Genomic DNA, 1095 nt, shown 5'->3' with positions numbered 1-1095 from the left:
CCCGCCCGGGTCATCTCCTCGACGAACGCGGCCATCTCCGCGTGGACCGCCTCGCTCGGGGGTGCCGCGTCGCCGCCCTTGGTGGTCATCAGGAACTGCATCGTCATATCTCCTTCGGGTGATCGGAGAACCGATCCTCGCCGGTCTCCGGCTACGCGTCGATCCGGACCGGCGGAAATCGACACGCCTCCTCTGACCTGGGCCGCGGCCTGATGTGACAGGGAATGCAATGTGACAGGGAATGCGGATGGGGTGACGTATTCGCAGTTCAGGAGTGTGACGGTGGGGCGGCGTCGATTCCCGCCCTCCTCGTTCGACGCGTCAGCGAGGCCGGGTGAGACCGGCGGACCGAGTACGGCGACGGAGCCCCGTCGCACCAGAGAGGAAGCAATCATGACCGCCGTCCAGTCCGGCACCGTCACCCCCGTCACCCCCGCGACGCGCACCCTGCTCGCCTGCTCCGTCGCCGCCGCGGCCCTCTTCACGGTCGTGTCGCTGGCCCAGGCCTTCACCCGCGAGGGCTTCGACCTGATGCGTCACCCCCTGAGCATGCTGAGCACCGGCGACCTGGGCTGGCTGCAGATCGCCAACTTCCTGGTCAGCGGCGCTCTGACGATCGCCGGCGCGATCGGCCTGCGCCGCGTGCTGCACGGCACGCCCGGCGGCACCTGGGTGCCCAGGCTGATCCTGGTCAACGGCGTCGCGACGGCCGCCGCCGGGGTGTTCGTCATGGACCCGGGCGACGGCTTCCCGGCCGGCACTCCGCTGGGCCAGACGGGTACGTTGAGCGGGAGCGCCCTCATGCACATGGTCGCCGGATCCATCGCGTTCACCGCGCTCATCGCCGCCTGCTTCGTGCTGGGCCGCCACTTCTCCCGGGCCGGCCGCCCCGGCTTCGCCGCCGCCTCGCGGCTCAGCGGTCTGGTCTTCGCCCTCGGCGACATCTGGGCGATGTCGGGCGGGCAGGCAGGATCGCTGACCCTGGCCGTCGGCGCGATCACCGCGATGGTGTGGGTCGCCGTGGTGGCGGCGGACCAGCGCGCCGCGCTCCGGTAGGGACGCTCCACGGGCCGTGTCCCCTCGCACCGCGAGGGG

1 protein-coding gene is annotated in these 1095 nt (G+C 71.5%); it reads left to right on the top strand.

All coding sequences use genetic code 11. The features are described 5' to 3' along the window. Positions 1–393 precede the first annotated feature (393 nt). The gene (locus tag ABZ260_RS51490; RefSeq protein WP_355633362.1) at positions 394–1056 is read left to right on the top strand and encodes a DUF998 domain-containing protein; all 663 of its coding nucleotides are present in this window, start codon (positions 394–396) and stop codon (positions 1054–1056) included. The last annotated feature ends 39 nt before the right edge of the window (positions 1057–1095 follow it).

Source organism: Streptosporangium sp. NPDC006013 (genome assembly GCF_040614275.1).
Taxonomy (GTDB): domain Bacteria; phylum Actinomycetota; class Actinomycetes; order Streptosporangiales; family Streptosporangiaceae; genus Streptosporangium.
This window is presented reverse-complemented; position numbering and strand designations above follow the sequence as displayed.